The 25,019-nt window shown below is 58.0% G+C and carries 16 protein-coding genes; 10 read left to right on the top strand and 6 right to left on the bottom strand.

Annotation, left to right across the window (positions count from 1 at the left end; all coding sequences use genetic code 11):
• Positions 1-8: 8 nt before the first annotated feature.
• The 4 genes from hrpA to CJU81_RS18105 all read left to right on the top strand — a co-directional run bounded on the left by hrpA (position 9) and on the right by CJU81_RS18105 (position 6,149).
• Positions 9-3,920, top strand: coding sequence for an ATP-dependent RNA helicase HrpA (gene hrpA, locus CJU81_RS18120; protein ID WP_095037756.1), 3,912 nt, complete (start codon positions 9-11; stop codon positions 3,918-3,920).
• A gap of 217 nt (positions 3,921-4,137) precedes the next feature.
• On the top strand, positions 4,138-5,259 hold the full coding sequence (locus tag CJU81_RS18115; protein ID WP_095037726.1) for a beta-ketoacyl-ACP synthase III: 1,122 nt from the start codon (positions 4,138-4,140) through the stop codon (positions 5,257-5,259).
• Positions 5,260-5,316: 57 nt separating this feature from the next.
• Positions 5,317-5,928, top strand: a complete 612-nt coding sequence (locus CJU81_RS18110) for an RNA polymerase sigma factor (RefSeq protein ID WP_095037725.1) — start codon at positions 5,317-5,319, stop codon at positions 5,926-5,928.
• Positions 5,922-6,149, top strand: a complete 228-nt coding sequence (locus CJU81_RS18105) for an anti-sigma factor family protein (protein WP_095037724.1) — start codon at positions 5,922-5,924, stop codon at positions 6,147-6,149. Before CJU81_RS18110 ends, CJU81_RS18105 begins: the two co-directional genes overlap by 7 nt.
• Positions 6,150-6,272: 123 nt before the next feature.
• On the opposite strand, the gene CJU81_RS18100 is transcribed toward CJU81_RS18105, so the two are convergent.
• On the bottom strand, positions 6,273-7,565 hold the full coding sequence (locus CJU81_RS18100; protein ID WP_162939307.1) for a putative porin: 1,293 nt from the start codon (positions 7,563-7,565) through the stop codon (positions 6,273-6,275).
• A 258-nt stretch (positions 7,566-7,823) separates the two neighbouring features.
• On the opposite strand from CJU81_RS18100, the gene CJU81_RS18095 reads away from it, so the two are divergent.
• Entirely contained in the window at positions 7,824-8,948 is a 1,125-nt protein-coding gene (locus tag CJU81_RS18095) for a GNAT family N-acetyltransferase (protein ID WP_095037723.1), read from the top strand.
• A gap of 17 nt (positions 8,949-8,965) precedes the next feature.
• On the opposite strand, the gene aqpZ is transcribed toward CJU81_RS18095, so the two are convergent.
• From aqpZ to CJU81_RS18075, 4 genes are all read right to left on the bottom strand, one after another.
• Positions 8,966-9,667: an aquaporin Z gene (gene aqpZ / locus CJU81_RS18090; protein ID WP_095037722.1), complete on the bottom strand. Its 702-nt coding sequence runs from the start codon at positions 9,665-9,667 to the stop codon at positions 8,966-8,968.
• A gap of 189 nt (positions 9,668-9,856) precedes the next feature.
• Positions 9,857-11,689, bottom strand: a complete 1,833-nt coding sequence (locus CJU81_RS18085; protein WP_095037721.1) for an ABC transporter ATP-binding protein — start codon at positions 11,687-11,689, stop codon at positions 9,857-9,859.
• Between the two features lie 121 nt (positions 11,690-11,810).
• Positions 11,811-12,374 (bottom strand): peptidylprolyl isomerase, encoded by a 564-nt coding sequence (locus tag CJU81_RS18080; protein ID WP_095037720.1) that lies wholly within the window; start codon positions 12,372-12,374, stop codon positions 11,811-11,813.
• A 162-nt stretch (positions 12,375-12,536) separates the two neighbouring features.
• Complete coding sequence (locus CJU81_RS18075) at positions 12,537-13,460, bottom strand: LysR family transcriptional regulator (protein WP_029611509.1); 924 nt, start codon at positions 13,458-13,460, stop codon at positions 12,537-12,539.
• A 156-nt stretch (positions 13,461-13,616) separates the two neighbouring features.
• Here CJU81_RS18075 and CJU81_RS18070 point away from each other — a divergent pair, with 156 nt between their 5' ends.
• From CJU81_RS18070 to CJU81_RS18055, 4 genes are all read left to right on the top strand, one after another.
• Entirely contained in the window at positions 13,617-14,216 is a 600-nt protein-coding gene (locus CJU81_RS18070) for an FMN-dependent NADH-azoreductase (protein WP_095028795.1), read from the top strand.
• Positions 14,217-14,515: 299 nt separating this feature from the next.
• Positions 14,516-20,350, top strand: a complete 5,835-nt coding sequence (locus CJU81_RS18065; protein WP_095037719.1) for a hypothetical protein — start codon at positions 14,516-14,518, stop codon at positions 20,348-20,350.
• 154 nt (positions 20,351-20,504) lie between these two features.
• Complete coding sequence (locus CJU81_RS18060) at positions 20,505-21,365, top strand: DMT family transporter (protein WP_095037718.1); 861 nt, start codon at positions 20,505-20,507, stop codon at positions 21,363-21,365.
• Positions 21,366-21,406: 41 nt separating this feature from the next.
• A complete protein-coding gene (locus tag CJU81_RS18055) occupies positions 21,407-21,967 on the top strand; it encodes an RBBP9/YdeN family alpha/beta hydrolase (RefSeq protein ID WP_095037717.1) in 561 nt (186 codons plus the stop codon).
• 202 nt (positions 21,968-22,169) lie between these two features.
• On the opposite strand, the gene CJU81_RS18050 is transcribed toward CJU81_RS18055, so the two are convergent.
• The gene (locus tag CJU81_RS18050; protein WP_095037716.1) at positions 22,170-23,438 is read right to left on the bottom strand and encodes a mechanosensitive ion channel family protein; all 1,269 of its coding nucleotides are present in this window, start codon (positions 23,436-23,438) and stop codon (positions 22,170-22,172) included.
• Positions 23,439-23,630: 192 nt separating this feature from the next.
• Here CJU81_RS18050 and CJU81_RS18045 point away from each other — a divergent pair, with 192 nt between their 5' ends.
• Positions 23,631-24,977: a DEAD/DEAH box helicase gene (locus tag CJU81_RS18045; protein WP_095037715.1), complete on the top strand. Its 1,347-nt coding sequence runs from the start codon at positions 23,631-23,633 to the stop codon at positions 24,975-24,977.
• Positions 24,978-25,019 lie beyond the last annotated feature (42 nt).

Here is a 25,019-nt window from a genome sequence, read left to right as displayed (position 1 = left end):
CGCACCTGATGACTGACGAATCGCCTGCTATCGACCAACTGTTGAAAAACCTCGATCAAGCCATGATTGCCGACCGCCATAAGCTGCGCCGGCAGTTGCATGAGCTGCGCAAAAAGCCTGACGACGCCAAGCTGGCAGCCTGGGCCGAACGGGTGCAGGCGTCGTGTGCGCAGGTGGTAGCGCGGGCGGCCAGTGTGCCGCAGGTTCGCTATGACGAAAATCTGCCGATCGCCGCCAAGCGGGACGAGATCAAGGCCGCGCTGCTCAAGCATCAGGTGCTGATCCTGGCCGGTGAAACCGGTTCGGGCAAAACCACCCAGTTACCCAAGATCTGCCTTGAAATCGGCCGTGGGCAGCACGGCCTGATTGGCCACACCCAACCGCGCCGCATCGCGGCCCGCAGTGTTGCCAGCCGGGTGGCAGAAGAGCTAGGCACGCCGCTGGGAGCGCTGGTCGGCTATCAGGTGCGGTTTGAGGATCAGAGCGATTCCAATACCCTGATCAAGCTGATGACCGACGGTATATTGCTGGCCGAAACCCAGCACGACCGCTATCTCGAACGCTATGACACGATCATCGTCGACGAAGCCCACGAGCGCAGCCTGAACATCGACTTTCTGCTCGGTTATCTGAAGATCCTTCTGCCGCGTCGCCCCGACCTGAAAGTCATCATCACGTCGGCGACCATCGATCTGGAGCGTTTTTCCAAACACTTCAATGACGCGCCTATCGTCGAAGTGTCGGGCCGCACCTTCCCGGTCGAGACCTGGTACAGGCCGTTGACTTCCGAGCAGGACGAAGAGGGCAATCACGTCGAGGAAGACCTGAGCGTCGATCAGGCCATTATTGCGACCCTGGACGAGATTGCGGCGTTCGAGCGCAGTGAGCGTAAAAGCCCCGGTGACGTGCTGGTGTTTTTACCTGGCGAGCGGGAAATCCGCGATGCCGCCGACATGCTGCGCAAAGCGCAGCTCAAGCACACCGAAATCCTGCCGTTGTATGCGCGGTTGTCGCCTGCCGAGCAGCAGCGGATTTTCCAGTCGCACCCGGGCCGCCGTGTGGTGCTGGCCACCAACGTGGCGGAAACCTCGTTGACTGTGCCAGGCATTCGTTATGTGATCGACAGCGGCACTGCGCGCATCAGTCGCTACAGCTACCGGGCCAAGGTCCAGCGCCTGCCGATCGAGGCGATTTCCCAGGCCAGTGCGAACCAGCGCAAGGGCCGCTGTGGCCGGGTCGAGCCGGGTATCTGCGTGCGCCTGTATGCCGAAGAAGACTTTAACGGTCGCCCGGAGTTTACCGATCCCGAGATTTTGCGTACCAACCTTGCGGCAGTAATCTTGCAGATGCTGCACCTGCGTCTGGGTGAAATCACCGCGTTTCCGTTTATTGAACCGCCAGATGGCAAGGCCATTACCGACGGTTTCAACCTCTTGCAAGAGTTGTCTGCGGTTAACCGCGAGAACCAGCTTACGCCGCTGGGTCGCCAGCTGGCGCGTTTGCCGGTGGACCCGCGCATGGGCCGCATGCTCCTTGAAGCCGCCAAGCTCGGCAGTTTGCAGGAAGTATTGATAGTCGCCAGTGCGATGTCGGTGCAAGACCCGCGTGAACGTCCGCCCGAGCGTCAACAAGCGGCGGACCAGGCCCACGCGCAATGGAAGGATGTCGACTCCGACTTTGCCGGTCTGATCAACGTTTGGCGCGGTTTCGAGGAGCAGCGCCAGGCGCTGACAGCCAGCCCGCTTCGCAACTGGTGCCGCAAGAACTTCCTCAACTATCTGCGGTTGCGCGAGTGGCGCGATTCCCACCGCCAATTGAGCCTGATCTGTCGCGATATGCAGCTTACGGTCAATCAGGAACCGGCCGACTACCCGAAACTGCACAAGGCGGTGTTGTCGGGCTTGCTGAGCCAGATCGGGCAAAAAACCGAGGAGGGCGACTACCTGGGCGCGCGCCAGCGCCGGTTCTGGATCCATCCTTCCTCGGGGCTTGGCAAAAAGCGCCCACAATGGCTGATGACTGCCGAACTGGTAGAAACGACCAAGCTGTATGCGCGGATGGTGGCCAAGATCGAGCCGGACTGGATCGAACCGCTGGCCGGGCATCTGGTGAAAAAGAACTACTTCGAGCCCCATTGGGAGAAGAAGCGCGGCCAGGTAGTGGCTTATGAGCAGATCACCCTGTTCGGTCTGATCGTAGTCGGGCGCCGTGCCGTGCATTATGGGCCGATTGACCCGGTGCTGGCACGCGAGCTGTTTATCCGCGAAGGCCTGGTGCGTGGCGAAATTCAGTCGCGGGCCAAGTGCCTGACGGCCAATGCGCAGTTGCTGGAACAACTCGACGAGCTTGAGGCCAAGGCTCGGCGCCGTGACATTCTGGCGGATGAAGAAACCCTTTACGCGTTTTATGACGCCCGCCTGCCAGCCGAGATTCACCAAACCGCGACATTTGACAGCTGGTATCGGGTCAACAGCCAGAAAGATCCGCAGTTGCTGATCATGCGCGAAGAAGACGTGCTGGCCCGCGAAGCGACCGAAATCACGGCCAAACATTACCCCGATACGCTGCACTTGGGGGATTTGACCCTGGAGCTGAGCTATCACTTTGAACCCAACCATCCCCGTGATGGCGTGACAGTCAAAGTGCCTGCGCCGCTGCTGCCGGTGTTGCCGCCCGAGCGTCTGGAATGGCTGGTGCCTGGCATGATCGAAGCCAAGTGCATCGCTCTGGTGCGCAGCCTGCCTAAAGCGTTACGCAAAAACTTCGTGCCGGTGCCGGACTTCGTCAAGGCCGCTTTGCAGCGCATGGAGTTTGCTCAAGGTTCGTTGCCACAAACACTGGGCCGCGAATTGCTGCGCATGACCGGCGCCAGGGTCAGAGATGAGGCGTGGGCAGAAGCGGCCCAGCAGGTTGAAAGTCACCTGAAGATGAATATCGAGGTGGTCGACGCAGACGGCAAGTTCCTCGGCGAGGGACGTGATCTTGCCGAGCTGACGGCACGCTTTGCCCAGGCCAGCCAGGCAGCACTGGCCGTGCCGCAAACGGCGAAAAACCAGCAGCCGGTCGAAGCCAAGGTGTTTGCCCCGGTCGCCGAGAAAACCCAGCAGAAGATCGCCGGGCTGTCGATGACGGTTTACCCGGCGCTGGTGGAAGAGGGCAATACGGTCAAGGAGGGTCGTTTCTCGACCCCGGCCGAGGCCGAGTACCAGCATCGCCGTGCATTGCAGCGTTTGCTGATGCAGCAACTGGCGGAGCCGGCGAAATTCCTGCGCGGCAAGTTGCCAGGGCTGACTGAGCTTGGCCTTTTGTACCGCGAGCTGGGCCGGGTCGAGAGTCTGGTGGAGGACATTCTGCTGGCCAGCCTGGACAGCTGCATCCTGGAAGGCGAGGCGGTACTGCCCCGTGATGGCGCCGGGCTGGCCTCGCTTGCCGAGCGCAAGCGCGGAGCCTGGACCGAGCACGCCGAAAAGCTGGCCAGGCTGACCCTGGACATCCTCAAGCTGTGGCATGGTCTGCAAAAACGCTTCAAGGGCAAGATCGATCTGGCTCAGGCGGTGGCCTTGAATGACATCAAGCAGCAGTTAAGCCATATGGTGTACCCGGGTTTTGTCCGTGAAACCCCGGCTGTGTGGCTTAAAGAGCTGCCGCGCTACCTCAAGGCGATAGAAATGCGCCTTGAAAAACTGCCGGGCCAGGTGCAAAAAGACCGGGTCTGGAGTGGTGAGTTGAGTGGTTTGTGGACGCAGTACCAGGCGCGTGCGACCAAACATGCGCAGGAAGGCAAGCGCGATCCGCAACTTGAGTTGTACCGCTGGTGGCTGGAAGAATATCGCGTGTCGTTGTTCGGCCAGCAATTGGGGACCAAGGTGCCGATTTCGGACAAACGCCTGAGTAAGCAGTGGAGTTTGGTAGACGCTTGAGCCTGCAGTTCTGTGAGCGTGGGCTTGCTCGCGATGCAGGTGACGCGGTCCTTCATTTGCACCGTGTTGCTGCAATCGCGAGCAAGCCCGCTCCCACGGGGGATCACTGCAAGATCCGTAAATAACGCCAAATGCTGCCTTTTATGGCAAACTTCGCGGCTATCAGTACCTGAAACGATTTCAATTTCTTCTGCTTGAACAGAATAGAGGAACGACCGTGCATAACGTCGTCATCAGCGGCACCGGCCTGTATACCCCGGCCAACAGCATCTCCAACGAAGAGCTGGTGCAGTCTTTCAATACCTATGTGCAACAGTTCAACGCGGACCACGCTGCGGCTATCGAGGCAGGTGACATCCAGCCTCTGGCCGAGTCCAGTGCAGCCTTTATCGAAAAGGCTTCGGGCATCAAAAGCCGCTTTGTGATGGACAAGGACGGCATCCTTGACCCTCAGCGCATGCGTCCGCGCTTGCCTGAACGTAGCAACGACGAAATGTCGGTGCTCTGCGAAATGGCCGTAGGCGCTGCCAACCAGGCGCTGGAGCGTGCGGGTAAAAGCGCCGCTGACATCGACGGGGTGATCGTGGCCTGCTCCAACCTGCAGCGCCCGTACCCTGCCATTGCTATCGAAGTGCAGCACGCGCTGGGCATCCAGGGCTTTGGCTTTGACATGAACGTAGCCTGCTCCTCGGCGACTTTCGGTATTCAGACCGCCAGTAACAGTGTGCAGTTGGGCCAGGCCCGCGCAGTGCTGTTGATCAGCCCTGAAGTGTGCACCGGCCACCTGAACTTTCGTGACCGTGACAGCCACTTCATCTTTGGCGATGCGGCAACCGCGGTAGTGGTTGAACGTGCTGATCTGGCAACGTCCGAACACCAGTTCGACATCGTCAGCACCAAACTGCTGACCACTTACTCGAACAATATCCGCAACAACTTCGGCTTCCTCAACCGCGCGTCTGACGAGCCGGCTGACAGCCCGGACAAACTGTTCGTACAAGAAGGGCGCAAAGTCTTCCGTGACGTATGCCCGATGGTGGCTGAGTTGATCGGCCAGCATTTGCAGGAAAGCCAGCTGGACGTGGCCCAGGTCAAGCGTTTCTGGCTGCACCAGGCCAACTTGAGCATGAACCATCTGATCGTGCGCAAGTTGTTGGGCCGCGAAGCCTCGATCGAAGAAGCCCCGGTGATTCTCGACACTTATGCCAATACCAGTTCGGCCGGTTCGGTGATCGCCTTCCATAAGTACCAGGACGACTTGCCAAGCGGTTCGCTGGCAGTGCTCAGTTCGTTCGGTGCCGGCTACTCGATTGGCAGCGTGATTTTGCGTAAGCGCTAAGGTCATAGCTGGCCCGCTCTCACACAGAAAAATCACTTTCCGGTTGCGGAGACCTGCATGGCAACTGCCGACGACTCAGAACTGCTCAAGCGTCTGTTGGCCGGCGATCAGCAGGCTTTTCGCGAGCTGGTCACCACCTACCAGAGTGCCATGCGCGCCGTGGCCTATGCGATCGTCGGCAATCGCCATGCCGACGAAATCGTGCAGGACGCCTGGCTGTCAGTGGTGCGTAACCTGTCCGGATTTGAGGGCCGCTCGAGCCTGAAAACCTGGCTGCTGACCATCACCGCCAATTCGGCCAAAAACCGCTACAAGCAAAATCGTCGTGAAGTGCTGCTCGACGATTTACCCTCGCCTCACGGTACTGTCGACGATGACCGGTTTTCCAGCGATGGCCACTGGTTGCTGGCGCCTTTTGCCTGGCATCAGGACACCCCCGACGCCTTGCTCACCGAAGAAGAACTGCGCGAGTGCCTTGAGCACACGCTCCTCAGCCTGCCGCAGTTGCAGAGCAGTGTGCTGGTGTTGCGCGAGCGCCAGGGGCTGGAGCTTGAAGAAATTTGTAATATTCTTGAGATATCGCTCTCTAATGTCAGGGTGCTGATACATCGCGCCCGACTTAAAGTCTTTGCGACCGTGGAGCATTTCGAGGAAACCGGCGAATGTTGAGCTGTAAACAGCAAGTAGCGCGTTCAAGTGATTATCTGGATGGCCAGCTGAGTTTTCGTCAGCGCCTGCTAGTGCGCCATCATTTGCTGTTTTGTCCGAACTGCCGACGTTTTATCAAGCAAATGCGTGTGCTGAGCGCCACCTTGAGAAAGCTTCCCGAGCCGCCACCGGCGGATCTGGAGCAAACGGTCGAGTGGATGATGCGCGAGCGGTCGCGCTAAAGGCGGGGCATGAGCGAGGAGGCGGCGGTGGATGTGATGGGGGCCGACGCCATCCTCGCTGTGCTTTTGAGATACAAAACGCTGGACGACTCCAGCGTGTTGTCTGTTGCATGAAACCTGCTTTTAGAACTTGGCTTCCAGGTCCAGTTGCAAGGTGTTGGCCTTGGCATCTTTCTGGGTGGAGGTCGCGTAGTCGGCCTTGGTCAGGAAGTACGTCACGCCGACACCGAAGTTCTTGTCGATTTCGTAACCCACTTTGAACTTGTGACCGCGAGAACCGGTAGTACCGTTGGCGAAGTCAGAGTCGGTGAACGCGCCGACCACGGCGTTACGCTGAATATCGCGGTAGTTGTAGTCCAGGCTGAAGGCGTTGAGCTTGGATTTGAAACCCACCAGCCAGGCATCGTCCTGATCGCTGTCGGTGGCAGCGTTGTGCACGTATTGGCCGTACAGCGACAGCGGCAATGGCAGGTTGGCGATATCGACCTGACCGAAGCCTTCGTACAGACGGAACTCGTCGGTGCTGTTGCCGTTGACGGCGAGCGCGCAAGGAGTGGTCTTGGTCCCGGTAGTCGGGCACTTGCTGTCCTTGTCGTTGTTGTAGCTGTAAACGCTACCGCCCAAGGTCACTTTCAGGCTGTCGGTTGGTGCGAAACGTGCACCCAACTGGCCGGCATACAGGCTCAGGTCGTGTTTGAATTGCACGCCTTCACCGTCAACGTTGTCCTTGAGGGTGTAGTAACCGGCGCTACCAAACATCTCGACGCCGCTGTTGCCCAGGTTGTGCTTGTAAGTGGCGGCCAGACCTTCCGGGTTGATATCGCTATCCCAGATCACATCGCCCATGTTGACCCACGGTTGTGGCATCTTGCCGGCAATCAGGTGCAGGTCCTTGACGGCGGTCGGGTGGTAGTCGATGAAGGCCATGTCCAGCCACAGCTGCTTCTTGTCGAAGTAGTTGTCCAGGTCCTGGTTGGTGGAGCGTGCATCATCGCCGCCACCAGTAGCGATACGGATACCGGTGTTCACCTGCGGGTTGATTTCGGTGTAGGCGCCCAGACGGGCACGAATACGCTGACGGTCCTTGTTCTTGCCGTCGGATTCGCCGTCGATTTTGACGGTTTCCTGACGAACCCGGACATCGCCCTTGAGTTCGGTTTTGGCGGCCCAGGCGACTTTCTGTTCGAAGGCACTGAGATCGGATTTCTTCACCTGATCGGCGGCAGCTTCTTGCTTGGCTTGATTCTCACTGGCGAGTTCAGTTTGCAGCTCGGAGTATTGTGCAGGCGAAATGGAGCCGTTGGCTTTAAGCATTTCGAGCAGTTTGGCATCGACCGCAGCGCTGGCCGGAACGCTCATGGCCAATACCAGGCCGCCACACAGTCCCGCAGCAACCCGTGTAGATACAAGACGCATTATGAATCTCCCAGTGCTGAGATGGCCCTAGCCACCCCAAGAAAAATCGGCCCTTTACGGGCTCACGTTAACGAGGCTTGGTGTGTCATGAGCGTGTTGGCAAACAGGTCGCTCATAACCCCGTGTTCTAAGAAGCGGCGTCAGTATCGCGGGTGGATATGACAGAAAAGTGGCAGAGTGATAGCAAGTCTGTGACAGTGAAGCGATTCACTGGTTGGGTGATACCATCGCGTCTACGCCGCGCCTTGAGGACTATTAATGCCGCTTGAACGACTCGACAGCCTGTCCGCCATCCCCGCCCATGAATGGGATGCGCTGGTGCCGGTGGCCCAGCCTTTTTTGCGGCATGCCTTTCTCAGTGCCCTGGAAGACAGTGCCAGCCTTGGGCCTCATTCCGGCTGGCAGCCCGAGCATTTGCTGCATTACGAAAATGGGCAGTTGCAGGCGGCGCTGCCCAGTTATCGCAAATGGCATTCCTACGGAGAGTACGTGTTTGATCATGAGTGGGCGCAGGCCTGCGAGCGGGCAGGCATCGAGTACTACCCCAAGTTGCTCACGGCGGTACCGTTCAGCCCGGTCAGCGGCCCACGGCTGTTGGCCGCCCGTGCCGAGGATGGGCTCGAGCTGCTGGCAGCCTTGCCCGGTTATCTGCAGATCGAAGGGCTGTCCAGCGCCCACATCAATTTTACCGATCCGCTGGCCGATAGGGCGTTGGCGCAACAGCCCGGCTGGATGCAACGGCTGGGCTGTCAGTTTCATTGGCAGAACCGCGGGTATCGGGATTTTCAGGATTTCCTCGATGCCTTGAGTTCACGCAAGCGCAAACAGATGCGCAAAGAGCGCGAGCAAGTGGCGGGGCAGGGGTTTGAGTTTGAATGGCTGGAAGGCCAGCAAGTCAGCGAAGCGCAATGGGATTTTGTCTACGCTTGCTATGCCAACACCTACGCTGTGCGTCGGCAAACGCCATATCTGACGCGGGATTTTTTCAGCCTGCTGGCCGAGCGTATGCCGGAATCGATTCGCGTCGTGCTGGCCAAACAGGGGGCAACTCCGGTTGCTATGGCCTTTAGCCTGATCGGTGGCGACAGTTTCTATGGTCGGTATTGGGGATGCCTTGGCGAGTTTGACCGCCTGCATTTCGAGGCGTGTTTCTACCAGGGCATGGATTACGCCATCGCCCACGGTATCCGGCGTTTTGATGCAGGGGCTCAAGGCGAACACAAGTTGATCCGCGGTTTTGAGCCGGTGATCACTCATTCTTGGCATTACCTGCGCCATCAGGGCCTGAAGGCGGCCGTGAGTGACTTTTTGCAGCGTGAGCGGGTTGGGGTGCTGGCGTATGCCGAAGAGGCGAGGTCGGCGCTGCCTTATCGGCAGGCCTGACCCCTGACTCTGGCTGTTCAGCTGTCTTCTTTGCCCAGCCAGCGATAGACCACTGCACCAATGGCCGCGCCCACCATCGGCGCCAACCAGAACATCCACAACTGCTGAAGTGCCCAGCCGCCCACGATCAGCGCCGGGCCTGTGCTGCGCGCCGGGTTGACCGAGGTGTTGGTTACCGGGATCGAGATCAGGTGGATCAACGTCAGCGCCAGGCCGATGGCGAGAGGCGCGTGCCCAGCAGGCACCCGTTTGTCAGTGACGCCCATGATGATCAGGATAAACATGGCGCTCATGGTGATTTCACAGATGAGCCCCGAAACCATCGAATAGCCGCCTGGGGAGTGCGCGCCATAACCGTTGGCTGCGAGCCCGCTTGCCGCCAGGTCAAAGCCGGGCTTGCCGCTGGCAATCATGTACAGGAGCCCGGCCGCAATCACGCCGCCCAGAACTTGGGCAATGATATACGCAGGCAGTTCTTTGGCAGGAAAACGCCCGCCCACCCACAAGCCGAACGACACGGCCGGGTTGAGATGGCAGCCACTGATATGGCCGATGGCGAAGGCCATGGTCACCACGGTCAGGCCAAATGCCAGCGCGACCCCCAGCAGGCCGATGCCGACATCAGGAAACGCGGCAGCGAGTACGGCACTACCACAACCGCCCAGCACTAACCAGAAAGTACCCAGCAACTCAGTTACAGAACGTTTGAATAAGGTCATGGAAGCGATCCCGGATAGATAAATCTATCGTGCAATTGAAGCAGCGTCGCTTCCTGCGGTTCACAGCAGAATTCTCCCGAATCCTATTTTCAGTACAGCACTCTCCGGATTTTTAGCCAGTGCCATAAAAAACGCCAGACCCTTTTAAAACCGGGCGCTGGCGTTGAGTTTCACTGGCGTTACAGGCGCTCAGTCAATGCCGACAAAACCTCCAGTCTGGTGCTGCCACAACCGCGAGTACAAACCGCCTTTGGCGAGCAGTTCGTTGTGGGTGCCGGTTTCGGCGATATGGCCGTTTTCCAGGACCACCAGGCGGTCCATGCGTGCGATGGTGGAAAGGCGGTGGGCGATGGCAATCACGGTTTTACCCTGCATCAGGGTTTCCAGGCTTTCCTGGATCGCGGCCTCTACTTCGGAGTCCAGTGCCGAGGTGGCCTCGTCCATGATCAGGATCGGAGCGTTCTTGAGCAGCACGCGAGCAATGGCAATACGCTGGCGTTGCCCGCCGGACAGCTTGACGCCGCGCTCGCCCACGTGGGCATCGAAGCCGGTGCGGCCCTGTGCGTCAGACAGTAGCGGGATAAACTCATCGGCACGGGCCTTGCGCACGGCTTCCCAGAGTTCTTCGTCGGTGGCGTCCGGTTTGCCATAGAGCAAATTGTCGCGGATCGAACGATGCAGCAACGAGGTGTCCTGGGTAATCATTCCGATCTGTTCGCGCAGGCTTTCCTGCGTCACTTCGGCTATGTTCTGATTGTCGATCAGGATGCGACCGCCCTGCAGGTCATACAGACGCAGCAGCAGGTTCACCAGGGTTGACTTGCCGGCACCCGAGGGGCCGATCAGGCCGATTTTTTCACCGGGTTCAATCACCAGGTTAAGGTCGCTGATGATCCCGCTGCGCTTGCCGTAGTGGAAGTCGACGTGTTCAAAGCGCACTTCGCCACAGTTGACGATCAGGCGCGGGGCCTGATCGCGGTCGGTTACGGCGACAGGTTGGGCGATGGTCTCCAGGCCATCCTGGACCATGCCGATGTTTTCGAATATGCCGTTGACCACCCACATGATCCAGCCGGACATGTTGACGATACGGATCACCAGGCCGGTGGCGAGGGCAATGGCGCCGACGCTGATCAGCGACTGGCTCCACAGCCAGAGGGCCAGGCCGCTGGTGCTGACGATCAGCAGGCCATTCAAGCTGGTGATTGTCACGTCCATGCTGGTGACGACGCGACTGGCCAGGCGGGTTTTTTCGGTTTGCTCGATAATGGCTTCGCGCGCGTACTGCTGCTCGAAGTTGGTGTGGGCGAACAATTTGAGGGTGGTGATGTTGGTGTAGCCGTCGACGATGCGCCCCATCAGTTTGGAGCGCGCATCGGAAGACACCACCGAGCGCTCCTTGACCCTTGGCACGAAGTAATACAAGGCGCCGATGTAGCACAGGATCCAGGTCAGCAGAGGGATCATCAGGCGCCAGTCGGCTTCGGCAAACAGCACCAGCGAACTGATGGCATAGATCAGGACGTGCCACAGCGCGTCGACGGCCTGAACTGCCGAATCTCGCAGGGAGTTGCCTGTTTGCATGATGCGCTGGGCGATGCGCCCGGCAAAATCGTTCTGGAAAAAGTTGAGGCTTTGCTTGAGCACATAACTGTGGTTTTGCCAGCGGATCATGCTGGTCATGCTTGGGCTCAGGGTCTGGTGCACCAGCAGGTCATGGAGGCCGAAGAACACCGGGCGTATGATCAGCGCGACCACGGCCATCCAGATCAGCTCACCGCTGTGGACCTTGAAAAAGTCAGTGTTGGGCGTGCCCTGGGTCAGGTCGATCAGCGTGCTCAAGTAGCTGAACAACGATACTTCGATCAGTGCCGCGATCAGCCCGACCACCAGCAAGGCGGCGAACACGGGCCACACCTGGCGCAGGTAGTAGAGATAAAACGCCCAGACAGTGCTTGGAGGGGCCGGAGTCGGGGCTTCACGAAAAATATCGATCAGTTTTTCGAAACGACGATAAAGCATTGGCACTGACGCCCGCAATGCGGGCTCTCCTTTAGTGGTGTGACCGGTGCAGCGGAGCAGCCTCGTTCCTTCGGCAGCTGCTACGGGGCGCCGGTCAAGGCTCCCTGCAGTCTGCTAACTGTCAGTCGACGCGCTTGGCCGACTTGATCAATACCGGATCGATTGGCACATTTTGCATGCCTTGTTTGGTGGTGGTTTGCGAGTTGACGATCTGGTCAACCACATCCATGCCATTTACCACCTTGGCGAATACGGCGTAACCGGCATCACGGCCCGGGTCCAGAAACGCATTGTCCGCCACGTTGATAAAGAATTGGCTGGTGGCCGAGTTCGGGTTCGAGGTGCGTGCCATCGACAGGGTCCCGCGAACGTTATGCAAGCCGTTGCTGGCTTCGTTCTTGATCGGGTCGCGGGTCTGCTTTTGCACCATCTGCGAGGTAAAACCGCCACCCTGCACCATGAAGCCCGGGATCACACGGTGAAAAATGGTGTTGCTGTAAAAACCGCTGTCGACATACTTGAGAAAGTTTTCAGTGCTGATTGGAGCCTTGACCGGATCCAGTTCGATTTCGATCTTGCCAAAGCTGGTTTCCAGCACCACATGAGGCGCTTTGGCAGCGTCAGCCGCCATAAGGTTGGCAGCGAACAGCAGGGCGCCAGCGGCAAGAGCAATTTTTTTAAGCATGGTTCAGTGATCCTGAAAAGTTGGGTGACCGTTCAATGCCACACCGGCAGTGACACCGGGGGCATTGAACCAGTGCCCGTGCCACATCTTGCAATGGCAGATGTTCACGGGCGGCGGGTGTTGGACAGGATATTCTCGAATCAGGTTCCTGCCCACTGCTGTTCACGCTTGCTGCGGCGCGGCGAAAGGCGCATCCAGCGGCGCCGTGTCGAAAGTTTGCAACAATTCGACAAGAATCTGTGTCGCCGGGCCCAATGGTTTGTCCTTGTTGGCGTACAGGAAAAACACCGGGTGGCGGTTGCCGCCCTGGTTGAGGGGGAGTGGCTTGAGCACGCCTTCCTTGAGCTCCCGCTCGATCATGTGCCGCGGCAACCAGGCAAACCCCAGCCCGCTGCTCACGAAGGCGGCCGCCGTGGCCAGGCTGCCCACGGTCCAGCGCTGTTCGGAGCCCAGCCAGCCGACGTCGCGTGGCTGCTGGCGCCCGGAATCACGAATCACCACTTGTAACTGGCTTTCGAGATCCTGGAAGTGCAACTCGCGCTGCAGGCGATGCAGCGGGTGGTCGGGGTGGGCCACGGCGACAAATTCCACGGTGCTCAATTCGGTACCCAGATAGCCGGGAATATTGAAGCTGCTGATGGCCAGATCTGCCACGCCTTCGAGCAGCACCTCCTCGACGCCGGACAACACTTCTTCACGCAGACGCACGCGACAGCCCCGGCTTTGCGGCATAAAGGCTGTCAGGGCACGCACCAGCCGGGCGTTGGGGTAGGCAGCGTCGACGACCAGGCGCACCTCGGCCTCCCAGCCTTGCTCCATATGATGGGCGAGGTCTTCAAGCTGGCTGGCCTGCTTGACCAGTTGCCGCGAACGGCGCAGCAACACGCCGCCCGCTTCGGTCAGCACCGCCTTGCGCCCGTCGATGCGTAGCAGCGGCACGCCGAGCTGATCCTGCATGCGGGCCACGGTGTAGCTGACAGACGACTGCGAGCGGTGGAGTACTTCAGCGGCTTGGGCGAAGCCACCGTGGTCAACCACCGCCTGCAAGGTGCGCCATTGATCAAGGGTCACGCGGGGCGCTTTCACGATGAATTCCTCTGGTGTTGGAGTGGCTACAGGATACCGCTAAACAAACAGGTTTATAGATAGGTTGTAGCAGGTAATTGCGCTTTTTTATCGAAGCAATGCTCTCTAACCTTGGCTCCATCGTCTTACAGCATTTACAGATGGAGCTTATCCGCCATGTCCAATGTTCTGATCATTGAAAGCAGTGCCCGCCAACAAGGCTCTTTTTCCCGTCAGTTGACCCGGCAGTTCATCAGCCAGTGGCAAGCGGCCCGTCCAGCTGATCAGGTCACCGTACGTGACCTTGCATTGAACCCGGTGCCGCACCTTGATGCCAACCTGTTGGGTGGCTGGATGAAGCCCGAAGCGCAACGCAGTGCAGACGAACAAGCTTCCCTGAAGCGTTCCGACGAGTTGACCGATGAGGTACTCGGCGCTGATGTGCTGGTGCTGGCGGCGCCCATGTACAACTTCGCGATACCGAGCACGCTCAAAGCCTGGCTGGATCACGTGTTGCGGGCCGGCGTAACCTTCAAGTACACCGAAACCGGGCCGCAGGGGCTTTTGACCGGCAAGAAAGCATACGTGCTGACCGCACGCGGCGGGCTATATGCGGGTAGCACCTCGGACCATCAGGAACCCTATCTACGGCAAGTCCTGGCTTTTATCGGCATTCACGATGTGACCTTTATCCATGCCGAAGGCCTGAACCTGGGCGGTGACTTCCAGGAGAAAGGCTTGAATCAGGCCAAGGCCAGGCTGACTGCCATCGCTTAGTCTGTTAATCGACAGATAATCGCCCGATGGCTTAATTGTTTTATTGCTCCTTCAAGCAAGCGGTTCGCGCATCGAACCTCCCTTTGCACTTTTTTGAGTGCTCATGCCCGATCAGCCCGTGCGCTAGATCGGGTTTTTTTTGCCCGGCTATTTTGTACAGGCACCAAGCATTTCGAGATGGCTCGGGTGCCTTACATATCTATCTTTTTATCCCGCCGCGCTCTGCTAGTTTGCTCATCGGTTGTTTTGTGCGGGGACTTATCCCATGGCAAAACGTCACTGATTGAGGCAGATGCACCATGTCCATTGTTTCGTCCCGGCCTGAAGAGCAACTGTATAAAGAGGAGGCCGCCATTGCTGGCCACCTCGACAGGCAGCCGACGTTTCTGGCTGCCGCCAGAGATCTGTTTCGCACAACGTTACACCGGCGATTTGCGTTTGTTTCGCAAGCGTTTGATCTGGATGCGATGCATGTCACCGATTATCGGCTTGCGTGGAACCAGAATCAGACAGAGCAGATTGCCAGGCCCGCCAGTTCCCGGAGTCTGAGTGAGGAATTGAATCGATATCTGGCGAGCCGTGAACTGCCGGTTTATCAGGGGATGGTCGGGATTTTCGACAAGGCAGGAAGCGATGGGGATCTAGGCGCACGCATTGTTGGCGACGACAACACCGCCAGTCAGCTTACAGCCTTGCTGAAGGAAGTGGCGGCGCGGGCTTACACGCACTGCCAGCGTCAGATCGTGGCTTATTACAGCGGGAATCCGCTGGATGGGCTCAAGTCTGCCATGGCCCTGGCCTCGCCCCATGAGCTGGCAGGTGTCGATCCGCAGCGACTCGTATTCGGTGTTCTTGGGGCATCCGGGCATGAGTGGGAGAGCCGCAGCATTACCCAGCTGTTCACGACCTACAGGGAGAGCGGTAAGTTGGCCGCGCATCCGGGAGACATGAACACGGACGGGCAAATGACTACCTGGACATACCCTTCGGCCACTGCGGGCCATCCTTATCGCAGTCACTCCGGTCTGGAGAAACCGGGTGCTCTGCGCAGGCTGCTGCAGGACGCCGACAATCGCTACGCCCGTGACTTGCCGATGAACCAGCCGCTCAAGGTGTGGCTGGTACAAGCAATGGCCAGACAAAGGAACGCTGAAGCCAATATGCGGATGCGCGATGGCACCTTGACGGCTGAAGGAGGGGCCATGCTCAAGCAGATAACCAGAGTCTCAGGTGATGTGGTTGATACGCACAGCCCCGGTGTTTATGAACTGATTCTGCGGGTGCCTGGAATCGAGGCCCGGGTGGCGGGATGTCTGATTCTTACCAGTAGCCCCTGGGACTCGCCCGTTCACAGTTCTGCGGGTGTCATCCTGCTGATTCCTGGTCAGGGGCTGATCGAGTTTTCCTCGGGCAGTGAGTTCAATCAGTCCATGACCCTGTGGCTGGATCAGCCGCAAAACCATCCCTGGTTGCTGGCCGGGGTCGCCTTGAATCATCGGGAAGCTGTTGTTGCCCATAGCCCCCGGGCTCTAGCGGACTATCCGGCCGTTGCCAGCGAAGCTGCCTTTACCCACTGCATGTCAACGCTGTTGGCCTGGCAGCAAGACAGTTGTGCACACCTGATCCGTTCTGGCGCGGTAGAGCCCTTATATCTGGAGCAGGCAATTGATCTGAAAGCCAGATTCCGTGTCGGACATGTGTTGCAGGTGCGTGAGGCGGCACTGCAGGGAAAACACGCCGCGCAACCGTTGAGGGATGCCGCCTTGATTGAAGGACTGCTGCAGACATTCCCCCGGATCCAGTCGCTGGTTTCTCCCCTGGATCTGGACAGCCTGAGCCTCAATGGTTACCGCGATGACAGCCATATCACCGATTTGTCAGCCGGGAAGATCAATCCCGAGCATCTGCAACTGGTCAGTTCCAGACCGTTCGGCGATGTGCTGCGCGAGATGGCCGCTGATCGCGAGGCATTCAGCGTTTCTGCTCAAGTAGATCTGCTCTACATATGTGCAGGCGAGAAGTGCATCGAATTGGCAGTGCCGGAGTTTCTTCAAAGCATGGAGGCCGTTGTCCGGCCATTGAGATACATCGCTGTTGAGTACCAATTGCCTACAAAATCCGAGCCGGTGCCCGATGCGCCCATAAATACGTTCAAACAGCAGGCGGAAGCTACCCTGGCGGACTTGCAGGCAATGTCCGAAATGTTGAAGCAGGCTGACGTGCCTACTTCGCGCAGGCTGCGGCCAGCCATGCATTCAGCACTGCAGTGCGCCATCAGCGAGGTATGCCGCCAGTTTCAGTTGTTCAAGGATGAGTGGCGTGGTGAGGCCGTGCAGGTGCTGTATCAGCGCTTGCCGCTTGCCGGAACACTTCCTGGCAGGCTGCGCAGACATCTGGAAACTTATTTGCAGAATGACAGGCCAACCTATCTTTTTGATTACGGCGAGTCCGTAACCCTCCCGGAAATGCTGAAGTACTACCGTATCATGCCGCCTGACCCGACTACGGCGGCTGACAGGCTGCATGCACTGAGCGATCTTGAAGAACAGTATGCAGTCCGGTATTTGAGCATGGAGCGGGGCACTCCCTTGATTGACAGCCTGCTCAATGCCGCTCAGGAGCGAAAGCTCCTGAATGCCGTCAAGGCATTTATATCGGCCCGGCAGCCCTCACAAGGTGTTAACGCTCTGCCGCCGCTGGAAGTACTGGCGCATTATTTTCCCGGTTTTGACCCTGCCCGTTTCGCAGGCACCCAACCTGCAGTCGCGTTGCAACAGTTACTCTCTTCAGAAGGCGGTCAGTGGCTGGGCCGTGAATTGATTAAGACCCTGGGGTGGTATGGCGCCGGCGATGGCGAGTCCAGTCTGGTGACGCTTAGTACCCAACTGGTCTGGAAGGCTCTTGTGCTTCGTTACTCACAGGCTGGTGAAGTCGCCGGTTACGATATGCACTCGGAACGTCTATGGGGCAGGACTTACCCATGGATCCTCAGCGATTTTGAGAGCTATTTGCTCTCTTCACGACAAGCCACTTCGCCAGCATTTGCAGCGCTGCTTGCGCGGTTATTGCAAACGGCCATGCCAGCGGAATTCAGTGTGCGCGATATTCCCGCCGAACTGACTTACGGCTCGGCCAGTTGGGTCAACTTGCGCCATGGTGCCGAACTGGCGCATGCCATCGAGCCAGGCTCGACACAGCGCATGACCTTTCAGGAAGTTATCTTGTTGCCTGGCCAGCAAGGGCCGGGGCTGATTTTTCCCGCCAAGGCAACCGGGCAGGAGCAGGCCGGGGTTCGCGAAAAGTCTGCCGCCATTCTTGCCTTGCGCCTGCCACCACTGTTGGCCTGGGCTGCTCTGCATGGCGTTGTGCCAAAAATGGCACTGGGTGCCTATTCCAGTGTGGAGATTCAGCAAGCAGTAAAGGCTCTGGATGCGTATGAACACGCAATTCTTAAAGCAACCAATGACCTGTTCAAACCAGCTCCCGAAAGGCTTGAAATTGCAAAAAAAGAGCTGGTCAAACACGGCCTGAACCCCGATATCAGCAAGTTCACGGCTGCGAGGGGCAGCGTTCCGCTGTTTGAACTTTACGCAGCCGGCAAGCATCTGCAGCTTGATTTCCCCCCGCACACGTCAACAACCATGCCAAGTGCCGAAGAGATCCGTGCAAGTGCCGAGCTGTTCTCACGGCTAAAGAAGTTGCCGGTGGATATCGAGCACGAGTTCAACCGGCAGTACGATGCTCATGAGGCTGCGCTTATAGCAGCACAACAGACAGTGGTCAGGTTTTTACTGGACAGTCTGCCCACGCAACAGCGCCAGGACATCGAGTGCTGTCCTATCAGGGTGTTGCGCGTCAGAGCGGAAAGTATGGGCAGTGTCAGGGAGGACTCCCCCAAAATCACGGACTCACTGATGTTGCGTCAGGGGTTTATTCTCGAAGTATGCAAAGCGCAAACCTGTGATATTTACGAGATTTTCCCGAGGGCGCTTCACATACATGAGAGCCCAAGGCTCAAGCCGTTGCTGGTAGGGGGAGTAATAGCTCCAAAAAAAATCGGTATTCATACCTGGATTCACAACTTCCGGCATGGCACGGTTTTGAATCTTGATGAAAATGCTTACCGGACCGGGCAGAAGCCCGTGCCCAATGGTATCTCCCGATCCAGGTTAATTGTCGAGGAGCTTGGCAGTTTGCTTGCGTTAGACGAGACGAGCCGTCTTCTGCCCGATACGTTCAATTCCTCGCGCAGCAAACAGATCGCCAGACTGATTCCGCTTTATGTCGACAAGGATCAAGCCCGTGCGGCTGCCCGAGGAGTAACAGCTTTCGACTATGAGCATCCCGGGCTGTCATTTTTGAAGGCAATTACGCCTTTTTGGGGTTCTATCGACGACTTGCTCTCCGATGATCAGGTGCGCCGAGCATCGGGGAAATTTGGAGTACTTCTGGATCTGTTGTTTTTCTTGCCCGTCGTACGATTTGCCGGGGGCGCAGCACGTGTGATTAACACGGCCGGGAAGATCGGTTTCAAAGCGGTATTGCCCCGGCTGGGGAAACTGGCCAGAACGCTGGTGGTGTCACTGATCCAGGAGCTTAACCCCCTGGATGGCCTGCCCCAGTTGCTCAAGTGGACTAGCGGCAAAGTGTTCAAGGGCGGTGCTAATCTGGCGGATAAAGGGCTCGAGCACTTGAGGCAAACGGCCAGGCTCTCAAGCGTGGCGCGCCATGAAATCAAGCATGGGCTGGCGACTGTCACGGATACGGAGATCTGGAAACCGATGGTTCAAGGCGATGAGCTTCGCAGGGTCAACGACGTCCAGGGTGTACAGGTCCGTAATATGGGTAGCGCCACTGCCAATGACTACCGCCTGCTTGATCCTGTATCCAATCTCCCCTACGGGCCGCGTTTGACTTCTGGTGCCCGGGCCGTACATTTCAATCGGCAACAATTCTTCGTTTCTGCCAGCCCTGATCTCCCTGATGGCTACTATTTGTTGCGAGTCAAAAATCCTCACAATCCTTCGCAACTGCTCAGCAGCGGGATAATCGCCAGGCCTGAAGCAGATGAGGCGGGGTTATGGAAACGAAGAGGGATCAAGGGCGGGGGAAATGAAGTGTTTGAAACGGCCAGCCTGCAAACCTGGAATCTGCATGGCGAAGGGAAGCTGGCGGTGTTGGAGGACATGACTGTTTATCGGCGCAGCGACGTGTCATTGCAAGGGCGGCAGCCCGACACGACAGCTGGCGTCCATACCTTCGACAACAGATCCTATATCGCGGCTGGGGATCCGCCTGAGCTTTATGAGGTAGTAAGGGTCAGAAACAGATTCTGGCAGTTGCATGCAGATGGCGAACAGGCTGGCCCTTTTGTTGCCTACAGGCCCGTTCAGGGCCAGAACACGGGTGTTTGGGAACTGGCCCCGGAGATCACCCTGCAACCCAAGCCAAGATCGAAATGGGAGACCGCCCCTGAAATCCTGTTCACTCCGGAACCGGACGGACCGCAGCTTTACCGCAACCTGAACAACCTGCCAGCGAGCACTCCCTGGAAAGTTGCGAGTGGCATCGATTTCAAGCGAATTGAGCAGGAAATTCGCACCCGGTTCAACGTCGAACTGGAAGGGGTTGAGGTTATATCGACAACGGCCAGTGATCTGGCGGTCAAAATGGGCATTCCCTACGATGCCACTTCTGCAAAATCCAGCCCGGTTGCCTGGACCTCGCCACAAGGCAAGATTCACATCGCCACGGATCATCCGGATTATGTGGTAAACGGTCTTGTGGATGCCGACAAGGTGCGCTCGACGGTAGTGCATGAGTATGTCCATGCCGCTTCCCACCGCAGGGCCGGTCTGCAGGCCATATCGGGCGCGGAGGTCAATTATGACGAAAGTGTGGTGGATTATTTTGCCGAGAAAATCTACGCGCAGATTTACCCCGGACGGCCCTACAAAAGTGGTTATTTCACCCCGGACGGAGCCCTGTGGCACGGGCAGTTGGTGCCATTTATGGGGCAAAGCGCAACCATGAGCGAAGTCGATATCCAGCAGGCGCTCTTTCACGATCCCGCGTTGTTCAGGCCGCTGGGCCCGGATGCGTTGCAGGAATGGAAGCGCCTGACTGATTTCTAGCGCGATGCATACCAAGCCTTCAATCCCGCTTACACAGACAAGATTACAAAACCAGCATTTTACTTCCAGGACAAACCCGCTAAGGTCGCGCATTCCATCGGGCTCGCCGCGGCGTGAACGAGCAAGCGACTAAGGTTTTCTGAGCGAGAGATACATGGGCTATCTGTTATTTGTCACCCTGATCCAGGCGTTCTCTTTCAGCCTGATCGGCGAGTATCTGGCGGGGCACGTCGACAGCTATTTCGCGGTGCTGGTGCGTGTGGTGCTGGCGGGGCTGGTGTTTATTCCACTGACGCGCTGGCGCCAGGTCGAACCCGGTTTCATGCGTGGCATGCTGTTGATCGGGGCGCTGCAGTTCGGCATCACTTACGTCTGCCTGTACTTGAGTTTTCGTGTGCTTACGGTGCCGGAGGTGTTGCTGTTCACCATCCTGACGCCGCTGCACGTGACACTGATCGAAGATGCAATCAACCGTCGCTTCAACCCCTGGGCGCTGGTGGCGGCGCTGGTGGCTGTAATGGGCGCCGCGGTGATTCGCTTTGACAGCATCAGCCCAGACTTTTTCAAGGGTTTCCTGCTCCTGCAACTGGGCAACTTCACTTATGCCGCCGGTCAGGTCATGTACCGACATCTGGTTGCACGCTACCCAAGCGACTTGCCGCATTACCGGCGCTTTGGCTACTTTTATCTCGGTGCGCTGGCTGTGGTATTGCCTGCTTTTGTGCTGTTCGGCAAAGCCGATTTCTGGCCTGAAGCCCCCTTGCAGTGGGGTGTACTGGTGTTTCTGGGGCTGGTTTCCACTGCGCTTGGCTTGTACTGGTGGAACAAGGGGGCGTGCATGGTCAGTGGCGCTACCCTGGCGGTCATGAACAACGTGCATGTGCCGGTGGGGCTGTTTTTCAGCCTGTTGATCTGGAATCAGCACGAGCCTCTGGGGCGGTTGTTCCTGGGCGGGCTGGTGATATTGATTGCCGTCTGGATAAGCCGGCTAGACCGCAGGGCTGTGACGGTCTAAGGTCAACCTCAGTCCATCTATCGCCTTAAGGGAGAGTCGGAATGACAGTCAGGGTGTTGATCTTGCCGGGCCTGTTCAACTCAGGAACAGAGCATTGGCAATCTCACTGGGAGCAGCGCTACAGCGGTTTGCACCGGGTCAGGCAGGATGATTGGGAAACCCCGGTCTGTATTGACTGGGTGCAGAACCTGCATAAAAAGATCACCAAGAGCGAGCGCCCTGTGGTGCTGGTGGGGCATAGCCTGGCGTGCACGCTGATAGCCCGCTGGGCCCAGCAGCACCCCAAGGAGGCAAGGCGCGTACGTGGGGCGCTGCTGGTGGCGCCAAGTGATACCGAGGCCGAAAGTTACCCGGCCGGCACCACTGGCTTTAGCCCCATGCCGCTCAATCCCCTGCCTTTTGATGCGATCACCGTAGCCAGTACCAACGATCCTTACGTAAGCCGCGAGCGTGCCGAGGCGTTCAGCCAGGCCTGGGGCAGTGAACTGGTGTGGCTGGAGAATGCCGGGCATATCAATGGCGATGGTGGCTACGGCGCCTGGCCGCAGGGCATCGAGTTGCTGTTCAAACTCACTGGCGACCCGCAGTTCAAGCAGGCTTGAGCCTGTAGCCGCCCGTAGCAGCTGCCGTATGAACGAGGCTGCGTCCGGCGGCGAAGCCGTCGTCAAACCAGAGCACTCAATATCGCGGATACACCGAGTCGCTTGATTTGACGACGGCTTCGTCGGGGTGCCGCACCACGCCGAACGCAGCCTTCGGCAGCTTGCTACGCATCCCGTACCCTTCAGCCGCCGACTAGGCACATCACTCTTCGATCGGTATCCTGCTCAACAACCCCTTGCGCAGGTCGTTGCCGCTGGGTTGCTGGTACACGCTTAAACCGAACTCGGGCAGCACTGACAGCAGATAGTCAAAGATATCGCCCTGAATGCGCTCGTATTCGTCCCACACCGTGGTCCGGGTAAAGCAGTACACCTCCAGTGGTACGCCTTGAGGCGTGGTTTGCATCTGGCGCACCATGCAGGTCATGTTTGGCTGGATATCGGCATGGCTTTTCAGGTAGGCGAGGGCATAGGCGCGGAAAGTACCGATGTTGGTCATGCGCCGACGGTTGGCTGACATGGCTGCCACGTTGCCCTGGGCTTCATTCCAGCTTTTGAGTTCGGCTTTCTTGCGATGCAGGTAATCGCTCAGCAAGCGCACGCCTTCCAGACGCTGCTCCTGCTCATCGGTCAGGAACGCAACATCGCTTGCGTCAATAAACAAGCTGCGTTTGATCCGGCGGCCGCCGGACTGCTGCATGCCGCGCCAGTTCTTGAACGACTCGGACATCAAGCGCCAGGTCGGGATTGAAACAATGGTCTTGTCGAAATTCTGCACCTTGACGGTGTGCAGGGTGATATCGATTACATCGCCATCGGCGCCTACCTGAGGCATCTCGATCCAGTCGCCGACCCGCAGCAAGTCGTTGCTGGTCAACTGCACGCTGGCCACGAACGACAGCAGAGTGTCCTTGTAGACCAACAGGATCACCGCCGACATCGCCCCCAGCCCTGACAGCAGCAACATCGGTGAACGGTCGATCAGCGTGGCGACAATGATGATGGCTGAAAACACATACAGCAGCATTTTGGTCAGCTGGATGTAGCCCTTGATCGGCCGGGTCTTGGCGTAATTGGTGCGCGAATAGATATCGAGCAAGGCGTCCAGCAGCGAGCTGATGACGCGGGTAAGGACAAAAATGGTAATGGCCAGCGCCAGGTTACCGAGGAAGTGGCGACCGTTGTCACTCATGTCCGGCACCAGATTGCGCCCGAACTGCACCATCAGTGAGGGAGTCAGTTGCGCCAGGCGATGGAACACCTTGTGTTCGCGTAAATCATTGATCCAGTGCAGGGCCGGTTGGCGACCGAGCATTTTGGTCACGCGCAGGACAATAATGCGTGCAATGTGACCGGCCAGCAGGGCTACGCCCACCAGAACGATCAGGCCCAGCATGGCCGAGACCCACGGATGTTGATCCAGGTTGGCCCACAGGTCCTGGATTTGGCTCCAGAGAGGTTGAGTATCCATAAGCTAAAACGTTATCCAAGTGATAAATGGCCATGGGATTAGAGCACTTCAGGGCGATTTGTGGGCCTTGATTGGACTAAAGACCCTAAAAAACCATTTGTTTCATGCCGTTCGTGCAAAGTATCTCGGCCTTGGCGCTCGAAACCGTTACTCTATGCCGCTGATTTTTTGTATTTCTTCGAGGTAGCACCCGTGTTTTCCGATTTCGCCCTGCACGAACGCCTGCTTAAAGCTGTGGCCGAGCTTAAATTTGTCGAGCCTACGCCTGTGCAAGCAGCGGCCATCCCGCTCGCGCTCGAAGGGCGTGACCTGCGGGTTACAGCTCAAACCGGGAGTGGCAAGACTGCCGCTTTCGTACTGCCGATTCTGAATCGTCTGATTGGTCCAGCTAAAATCCGCGTCAGCATCAAAGCGTTGATTTTGCTGCCGACCCGCGAGCTGGCACAGCAAACGCTGAAAGAAGTTGAGCGTTTTTCGCAGTTCACGTTCATCAAGTCCGGTCTGATCACCGGCGGTGAAGACTTCAAGGTCCAGGCCGCCATGCTGCGCAAGGTTCCGGACATTCTGATCGGCACCCCCGGCCGTTTGCTGGAGCAACTGAACGCTGGCAACCTGGACTTGAAAGAAGTTGAAGTGCTGGTGCTCGACGAAGCCGACCGCATGCTCGACATGGGGTTCTCCGAAGACGTCCAGCGTCTGGTCGACGAGTGTCCTAATCGCCAGCAGACCATGCTGTTCTCGGCCACCACCGGTGGTTCGGGTCTGCGCGAGATGATCGGCAAGGTGTTGAACAATGCCGAGCACTTGCAGCTCAATCAGGTCAGCCAGCTGAACGCTACCACGCGTCAGCAAATCATCACCGCTGACCACAACCAGCACAAAGAGCAAATAGTTAACTGGCTGCTGGCAAACGAGACGTATCAAAAAGCGATCGTTTTCACCAATACCCGCGCTATGGCTGACCGTATCTACGGTCGTCTGGTGGCTCAGGACTACAAAGCGTTTGTCTTGCACGGTGAAAAAGACCAGAAGGACCGTAAGCTGGCCATTGATCGGCTGAAGCAGGGCGGCGTCAAGATTCTGGTAGCTACCGACGTGGCGGCCCGTGGCCTGGACGTTGACGGCCTGGATCTGGTGATCAACTTCGATATGCCACGCAGCGGCGACGAATACGTTCACCGTATTGGCCGTACTGGCCGCGCGGGCAATGATGGCCTGGCCATCTCGTTGATCTGCCACGGCGACTGGAACCTGATGTCCAGCGTCGAGCGCTACCTGAAGCAAAGCTTCGAGCGCCGTACCATCAAGGAAGTCAAAGGTACCTACGGCGGCCCGAAAAACGTCAAGGCTTCGGGTAAGGCTGTTGGCGTGAAGAAGAAAAAGACCGACGCCAAGGGCGTCAAGAAGAAGTCGGCTGCCAAGGCACCGACCAAGCGCAAGATTGCCAACCGCCCGAAGACCGACGCCCTGTCGCTGGTCAGCAAAGACGGCATGGCGCCGCTCAAGCGCCGCAAGCCAGAAGCACCAGCGGCTGAGTAAATCGCTGGCATGGCTCACAAAAAACCCGGCCTGCGCCGGGTT

It is taken from the genome of Pseudomonas fragi, assembly GCF_002269505.1.
Taxonomy (GTDB): Bacteria; Pseudomonadota; Gammaproteobacteria; order Pseudomonadales; family Pseudomonadaceae; genus Aquipseudomonas; species Aquipseudomonas fragi_D.
The sequence above is the reverse complement of the archived record's forward strand: the minus strand, read 5'-3'. Positions and strand labels throughout refer to the sequence as shown.